General features: G+C 73.4%; 8 protein-coding genes. 5 read left to right on the top strand and 3 right to left on the bottom strand.

Annotated elements, in window-relative coordinates; genetic code table 11:
• A partial coding sequence (locus PLL68_RS11330; protein WP_324534149.1) for a PIG-L deacetylase family protein occupies positions 1-825 on the bottom strand: 825 nt, incomplete at its 3' end.
• A 36-nt stretch (positions 826-861) separates the two neighbouring features.
• Here PLL68_RS11330 and PLL68_RS11325 point away from each other — a divergent pair.
• Together PLL68_RS11325 and PLL68_RS11320 are read left to right on the top strand one after the other, a co-directional pair.
• The gene (locus tag PLL68_RS11325; protein ID WP_324534147.1) at positions 862-1,998 is read left to right on the top strand and encodes a glycosyltransferase; all 1,137 of its coding nucleotides are present in this window, start codon (positions 862-864) and stop codon (positions 1,996-1,998) included.
• Positions 1,995-2,663 (top strand): NUDIX hydrolase, encoded by a 669-nt coding sequence (locus PLL68_RS11320; protein WP_324534145.1) that lies wholly within the window; start codon positions 1,995-1,997, stop codon positions 2,661-2,663. The genes PLL68_RS11325 and PLL68_RS11320 overlap by 4 nt, the downstream gene beginning before the upstream one ends.
• Before the next feature lie 31 nt (positions 2,664-2,694).
• On the opposite strand, the gene PLL68_RS11315 is transcribed toward PLL68_RS11320, so the two are convergent.
• Together PLL68_RS11315 and PLL68_RS11310 are read right to left on the bottom strand one after the other, a co-directional pair.
• A complete protein-coding gene (locus PLL68_RS11315) occupies positions 2,695-3,009 on the bottom strand; it encodes a hypothetical protein (RefSeq protein ID WP_324534143.1) in 315 nt (104 codons plus the stop codon).
• A complete protein-coding gene (locus PLL68_RS11310; RefSeq protein WP_324534141.1) occupies positions 3,009-4,367 on the bottom strand; it encodes a PspC domain-containing protein in 1,359 nt (452 codons plus the stop codon). The genes PLL68_RS11315 and PLL68_RS11310 overlap by 1 nt, the downstream gene beginning before the upstream one ends.
• 126 nt (positions 4,368-4,493) lie before the next feature.
• Here PLL68_RS11310 and PLL68_RS11305 point away from each other — a divergent pair, with 126 nt between their 5' ends.
• From PLL68_RS11305 to PLL68_RS11295, 3 genes are read left to right on the top strand one after another with little or no spacing between them, the layout of a single operon-like run.
• Positions 4,494-5,762, top strand: a complete 1,269-nt coding sequence (locus tag PLL68_RS11305) for an ATP-binding protein (protein ID WP_324534140.1) — start codon at positions 4,494-4,496, stop codon at positions 5,760-5,762.
• On the top strand, positions 5,759-6,487 hold the full coding sequence (locus tag PLL68_RS11300) for a LuxR C-terminal-related transcriptional regulator (protein WP_324534138.1): 729 nt from the start codon (positions 5,759-5,761) through the stop codon (positions 6,485-6,487). The genes PLL68_RS11305 and PLL68_RS11300 overlap by 4 nt, the downstream gene beginning before the upstream one ends.
• Before the next feature lie 25 nt (positions 6,488-6,512).
• On the top strand, positions 6,513-6,854 hold the full coding sequence (locus PLL68_RS11295) for a hypothetical protein (RefSeq protein WP_324534137.1): 342 nt from the start codon (positions 6,513-6,515) through the stop codon (positions 6,852-6,854).
• Positions 6,855-6,863: the final 9 nt, after the last annotated feature.

The raw sequence follows: 6,863 nt of genomic DNA, 5'->3' as shown, positions 1-6,863 counted from the left end.
GGTGTGGATGGGCCCCCCGCTGGGCAGGGCCGGGTCGCGGAACCACTCCCGGCCGAAGACGACATCGTAGAGAGGCCGCGGAATGCGCAGGAACGCGGCCAGGGTCCGGTCGCCGGTCTGGCCACCGTCACCGACCGCGGCCGCACCCCCACCGGTCGCCTGCGAGGCGTGGGCGCGCATCGACGCCCGCTTGGCCACGATGTGCTTGCGCACGTCGATGCGGTGGGTGATGTCGGCGCGGGCGGTGAAGGCCCGCTCGAACGACGTCGGGTCGAACTCGGCCGGGAACCGGTAGACCCGGGCGACCGCACGGATGGCCCGGGCGATCGTGTCGCGCGGAACGGTCGCCTCGAGCACGCGGGGGGTGCCGGCGATCACGGCAGCCCGCGCACCCACCTCGTGCACGCGCACGTGGTCGCGGTGGCCGTAGCCGCCGTTGGCGTCGTAGGAGATGAGCAGGTCGGCGCGTTCGGTGCGCAGGATCGCCGCGAGTCGCTCGGCGGCCTCCTCGAGCGGGGCCCGGGTGAAGCGCACCTGCCCCGGCACGTCCGGTTCCGGCTGCGGCCCGCTGCCGCTGTCGGCGTAGCCGAGCCACTCGACGCGGGCCACGCCGAGCACCTCCGCCGATTCTCGCGCCTCGGTCAGACGCCGACCGCCGAGCTGCCCGTCGGCGCGCAGCTCGGCCGCTGCCAGCCCGGCCCCGCCATCGGTGGCGAGCACGAGGACGACACGGTGGCCCTCGCTGGCAAGGCGCGCCATCGTGCCGGCCGTCAGCAGGGCCTCGTCGTCGGGGTGGGCATGGAACGCCACGATCGTTGCGGACATCGCCGCCCATCCTCGCGCATGGCAGGCTGTCCGCTCGTGAAGGTCGCCATGCTCTCTGACTGCTACCCGCCGCGCCTCGGCGGGATCGAGAGCCAGGTCCGCGACCTCTCCCGCCACCTCGTGGCCGCCGGACACGAGGTCGAGGTCTTCACGGCCACCCCCGGACCTGGTGGCGAGCGCGGCGGCGCGACCGAGCGCGGTGACGACGGCGTGACCGTGCACCGGCACGCGTGGGGTGTGCCGGGCGGCATCCCCGTCAACCCGTTCGCCCCGCCGGAGATCCGCCGACGGCTGGATGCCGGGGGTTTCGACGTCGCGCACGCCCACCTGGGCGTCGTGAGCCCCTTCGCGACCGATCTCGTGCCGGTCGCGCTGGAGGTCGGTCTTCCGGTCGCGGCCACGTTCCACTGCGTCATGGAGCGGTCCGCGGTGGTGTTCCGGGCGATCGGGCACCTTGATCGCTGGGCCCGGCGTGGCGTGGCGCTCAGTGCCGTGTCGACGATGGCTGCCCAGCGGGTGTCCGCCGCTGCCCGCGGAGCCCGCGTCGAGGTGGTGCCCAACGGCGTGGATGCCGCGTGGTGGCACCCGGGTGGTGCCGCCACGGCATCCGCGCACCACGACGGCTCCGTGCACGTCGTCTCCGCGATGCGGTTGGTGTCGCGAAAGCGACCGCTCGCGATGCTGCGGGTGCTCGAGCAGGCGCGCGCCGTGCTGGATCCTGCGGTCGCGCTGCGCGCGACGATCGTCGGTGAGGGGCCGCAGCGTCGGGTCATGGAGCACCGGCTGCGCGCTCGCGGGCTCACCTGGGTCCAGATGCCCGGTCGGGTGGACAAGGACGAGCTGAGGGCCCTGCACCAGGGCGCGGACGTCTACCTCAGTGCGGCCCAGCTCGAGGCGTTCGGCATCGCTGCGCTCGAGGCCCAGGCGGCGGGGTTGCCGATCGTCGCCCGGCGCGGCACCGGCACCGACGACTTCGTGCAGGACGGGGTGAGCGGGTTGCTGGCCGACAGCGACGCCGCCCTGGCCGGTGCACTGGCCCACCTGGCCGGCGAGCGGGCGCTGCGCGAGCGGATGCGCGCTCACCTGCTGGCCTCTCGTCCGGCCCAGGACTGGCCCGGGGTCATCACGTCCACCCTCGGTGAGTACCGCAGGGCCGCGGTGGCCCTGCGATGATCACCGTCGTCGGGGAGCACGCGGGGCGCGAGGTGGTGTCGTTCGCCCTGGCCCACGGGGAGGACCCGGTCGCGGGCCTGGGGGCGCGGGGCTGGGACGCGCAGGTGGAGGCGGTCGAGGGGGTTCTCGGCGACCTGACGTTCCGGTACGCCGTGGTTCCCACGGAGGACGGGCCGGCGAACGACCCGGCGGGGCCCGAGGGCCCGGGGCTGTCGCGGGCCGAGCGGGTGCACATCGTGCCGCACCAGCGGGTGGCGGCGTACGCGGTCGTCGTGGCGCAGGGCCGCCTGCTGCTCACGCAACTGGCTCCACGGACCGGTGCTGCCGGGCGGTGGAACCTGCCCGGCGGCGGCGTCGATCCCGGCGAGTCCCCGGTCGACGCGGTCGTGCGCGAGGTGGCCGAGGAGACCAGCCAGGTCGTCGACGACGTCCGGCTGATCGACGTCATGACCCAGCACTGGGTGGGCCGGTCCGCGCGGGGGTTGGAGGACTACCACGCGGTGCGGGTGCTCCACACGGCCCGGTGTGCCACGCCGACCCACCCCGTCGTGCATGACGTGGGTGGGTCGACGAGTGACGCGCGCTGGGTCGCCCTGGACGACCTGACGTCGGTCGAGCTCGTGGCGAGCGTGCCGGTCGCGCTCCGTGCCGCCGGGCTCGCCTGAGGCCACGGCTCAGTCACGCTTCTGCCGCGGCTCAGCCGCGGGTACGGCTGCTGCGCAGTCCGATCGCGCCGATCACGACGACGAGCAGGCCCGCCGCGACGACGGTCCACGGGCCGAGCTGGGTCCACGGCACGGCGACGTCCGTCAGCTGCGTGAACAGCGTCGTTGACGCGAACAGCAGCCCGAGCAGCCCGAGCACCACCGCGAACGGGGCAGGCCCCTCGAGGTACACGGGTTCGGGGAGCGCGGGTGCCTGGGTGGCGGGTGAGTGGGGGGCGCTGGTGGCAAGGCTGTCGTCGGGCGTGCCCGGGGTGGCGGGTGTGCTCGGGGTGGTGGGGATGCTCATCACTGCTCCTGGATGGTGATCTGGCCGAGTCCGAGCTCGGCATCGACGATGACCTGGACGGGGGTGTCGCCGACCCGCACGGTCTTCTTCTGGTCCTGGCCGCCGGAGTTCCCGGAGGTGTCGGTGCTGGTTCCCGTCCCTCCGATGTGCCTGATCTCGCCGAACCCGACGCTGGCGTCGACCCGGGCGTCGAGCCCGTCCGGCACGAGGATGGTCAGTTCACCTGCGCCCATGTTGACCTCGATGGTCTGGGGGGTGATGCGGGGGTCGGGAGTGATCATCGAGCCGAGGTCGAGGACGGCGTCCCCGGCCCCCAGCTCGAACGTCGTCACGCCGGTTGCGGGAACCGGGCTCCACGTGCGCTCGCCGACCCCGTTGCTCGTCTGCACCCTCGCGTCGATGAGCGAGATGGCGAGCAGTCCGGCCAGGCAGAAGGCGAGGAAGCCGCTGAAGCCGGAGGCGCGACCGCGCAGGCCGAGCGCGAGCACGACGAGGCTCACGCCGGTGAGAGCGATGAGAAAGCCCAGGGTCGATGCACTCCCGGGGAAACCTGTCGGGTCGTGGAGGGCGACCCCCAGGCCGATGCCCGCGATGGCGATGCCGAGGGACACCAACCCGATGAAGGCGCTGGGCCGGCGTCGGCGCGGTCGCGGCGGCGGGGGCGGGGCCACCGGCCGCGGGGGCGCCGGCGGTGCGGGGTAGCCACCGTAGGGAGCCTGGTAGCCGCCGTAGGGTGCCGCGTACTGGTGAGGGGCCGACGGGGTGTACCCGCCGTAGGGGGCGGTCGTGTCCGTCGGAGACGTGGAGGCCGTGGGGGCCGTGGCGGACGTGGGGGCAGGTGCGGACATGGTTCCTCCTGGGGGCATGGGCATGGGGGGTGGTGGCGAGCCGCCGAAGGTGCCGCGCCGGTTCAGCACGAACCACGCGACCAGCGCGACGGGGATCAGCCACAGGGGGACGATCCACCCGTCCCCGGACCCGGCCGACGCGATGCCGCCGAAGACGAGGAGGCCGGCGACGACGAGCAGCACGATGGCCCCGACGTCGCCGTGCCTGATGGCGCGCTCGGCGAGGATCTCGCCGCGCAGGTCGGGCAGGAGGAGCCACAGCAGGACGTACGCGGTGATTCCGATGCCTCCGACGAAGGCCAGGATGATCGCCGCCGCCCTGATGAGGATCGGGTCGACGCCCAGCCGGCCGGCCAGCCCCGAGCACACGCCGCCGAACCAGCGGCGCTCGGTGTCACGAACGGGGCCCAGACCTCGCAGCCGGGCGAAGGAGTCGTCGAGGAATGAGGAGCTCGATGGGGGCGGGGGAGCGCCTGCACCGGGTTCGGTCGAGGGCGGGTTCTGCGTCATGGCCCCAGCCTCGCCCGCCAGCAGCTGCTGCCGCCATGAGGGTCGACCCTGAGGCCCCCCTGACCGCACCCCTGAGCGACCCCTGTCGGGGGCCCCGTGCGGCTCCCGGTACGTCAGGATGGGGGCGTGCCCACACCGTACGAACCCGCAGCCGCGCATCCGCGCGCCGGGATGCCGCCGCGCCCGGAGGTGAGCGGCCCGCCTCGGCCGCCGCTGGTCAGGGCCCGGGGCCGGGGCTGGACCCCCGGAGTGTGTGCGGCGATCGCCCGCCACCTCGGCCTGTCACCCAAGGCGGTGCGGTGGAGCTTCGTCATCCTCACTGCCTTCGGTGGCGCAGGAGTCGTCGCGTATGCCTTCCTGTGGGCGCTCACCCCGGAGGGTGATGTCGTGGATGACGGAACCGGCCAGGTCGCGGTCGCCTCCGATCGGCGCCAGTGGGGTTCGCTCATCCTCATCGGCGCGGCGCTGGTGCTCGTCGGCGGCGTGCTCGTCCTGCCGATCCTCGGGGGCTCGCTCATCGGGTCGGTCCTGCTGCCGCTGTTCACCATCGCCGTCGGGGCGATCGTCGCGTGGTCCAACCTCGACGAGGCCCAGCGTTCGCGTTGGCTGGAGTCCGGTACCGGGCCGAACCGCTTCGGCTGGATGCGCGTGGCCCTCGGCGTGGGTCTCACCGTCACCGGCATCCTCGTGCTCGTGACTCGTGGCCAGTCCTTCTCGGCCGTGTGGGACGCGCTGCTCGCGGCGATCGCCGTGCTCGTCGGCGCCCTGATCATCGCGGCACCGTGGGCTATGCGCCTGTGGGGTGATCTGCGGCGGGAACAGGTGGCTGCGGCGCGGGCAACCGAGCGGGCTGACATCGCGGCACACCTGCACGACTCGGTGCTCCAGACCCTGGCCCTGATCCAGCGCCAGTCAGGCGACGCCGCGGCCGTCACCCGTCTCGCCCGGGCCCAGGAGCGCGAGCTTCGGACCTGGCTCTACGACGGGCCCCAGGGGTCACAGTCGACCCTGGCTGCCGCGGTCACCGAGGTCGCCCACGAGGTCGAGGACCTCCACGGGCAGGTCGTCGACCTCGTCGTCACCGGGGACCGGCCCTACGAACCCCACGGGGCGGCGCTCACCCAGGCGCTGCGCGAGGCCCTGCTCAACGCGGTGCGCCACGGTCGTGCCCCCGTGACGGCCTACGTCGAGATCGGGCCCTCCGGGGTCGAGGCCTTCGTGCGCGACCGCGGGACCGGCTTCGACCTCGACGACGTTCCCGCCGACCGGCTCGGCGTGCGACAGTCGATCCTCGGGCGGATGGAACGGCACGGTGGCAGCGCCCGCGTGCGCCGCCGCGACGACGGAACCGAGGTGGAGCTGCGGCTGCCACCCCTTCAAGGAGATCAGCCATGACCACGACCCCAGCAGCATCCGGCAGCTCGCCCCGTCCCGCGGTGAGGGTGGTGCTCGTCGACGACCACCGGATGTTCCGCGCCGGGGTCCGTGCCGAGCTCACCGAGGCGATGGCCGCTGCCGGTGGGGCTGCCGCGTGTGAGTTCGTCGGGGAGGCGCCCGATGTCGACACGGCGATCGCGGTCATCCGGGCCGAGCGTCCCGACGTCGTGCTCCTCGACGTGCACCTGCCCGGTGGCTCGGGCAACGGCGGCGCCGACGTCATCCGCGGCTCCTACGGGGTCGAGACCGACGCGGGGGCGCCGGTGCGCTTCCTCGCGCTCTCGGTCTCGGATGCCGCGGAGGACGTCATCGCCGTCATCCGCGCCGGGGCGCGGGGGTACGTGACCAAGACCATCGGGGCCCGCGACCTCATCACCGCCATCCGGCGGGTCGCGGACGGGGATGCCGTGTTCTCGCCCCGGCTGGCCGGCTTCGTCCTCGACGCCTTCGGGGCGGCCGCCGGTGAGATCGCCGAGGTCGACGAGGAGCTCGACCGGCTCTCGGCACGCGAACGTGAGGTCATGCGCCTCATCGCCCGCGGCTACCAGTACAAGGAGGTCGCCAAGGAGCTGTTCATCTCCGTGAAGACCGTCGAGACCCACGTGTCGTCGGTGCTGCGCAAGCTCCAGCTGTCCTCGCGCCACGAGCTGACGGCGTGGGCCATGGGGCGGCGCCTGCTCTGAGTTCCGGGTCTCCTAGGCTGCTCCCATGGAGATCGTCGAACACCTGCTCGTCCTCGTCCACCTGCTCGGCATGGCCGCGATCGTCGGCAGCGCCGTGTTCGTCGCCCGCGGGACGGTGACGCCCGCCCTGGTCTGGGGTGCACGGGCCCAGCTGGTCACGGGCCTGATCCTCGTCGGTCTGGCCGAAATGGATGACGGCGACGTCAACCACGCCAAGATCGGGGTCAAGCTGGTCGTCGCGATCGCCGTCGCGGCCTGCGCCGAGATCGCGGCCGCGAAGGGGAAGAAGGGTGACGCGCGTCCGCAGCTCGTGACGGCAGCGGGTGCCTTGGCGCTGCTCAACACCGCGATCGCCGTCCTCTGGTGAGTCGCGGGC

It is taken from the genome of Ornithinibacter sp., from assembly GCF_035443565.1.
GTDB lineage: Bacteria > Actinomycetota > Actinomycetes > Actinomycetales > Dermatophilaceae > Fodinibacter.
The sequence above is the reverse complement of the archived record's forward strand: the minus strand, read 5'-3'. Positions and strand labels throughout refer to the sequence as shown.

Coding starts and splice junctions, on each gene's coding strand:
- PLL68_RS11320 (WP_324534145.1), top strand. CDS start 1,995: ATGATCACCGTCGTCGGGGAGCACGCGGGGCGCGAGGTGGTGTCGTTC.
- PLL68_RS11315 (WP_324534143.1), bottom strand. CDS start 3,009: ATGAGCATCCCCACCACCCCGAGCACACCCGCCACCCCGGGCACGCCC.
- PLL68_RS11310 (WP_324534141.1), bottom strand. CDS start 4,367: ATGACGCAGAACCCGCCCTCGACCGAACCCGGTGCAGGCGCTCCCCCG.
- PLL68_RS11300 (WP_324534138.1), top strand. CDS start 5,759: ATGACCACGACCCCAGCAGCATCCGGCAGCTCGCCCCGTCCCGCGGTG.
- PLL68_RS11295 (WP_324534137.1), top strand. CDS start 6,513: ATGGAGATCGTCGAACACCTGCTCGTCCTCGTCCACCTGCTCGGCATG.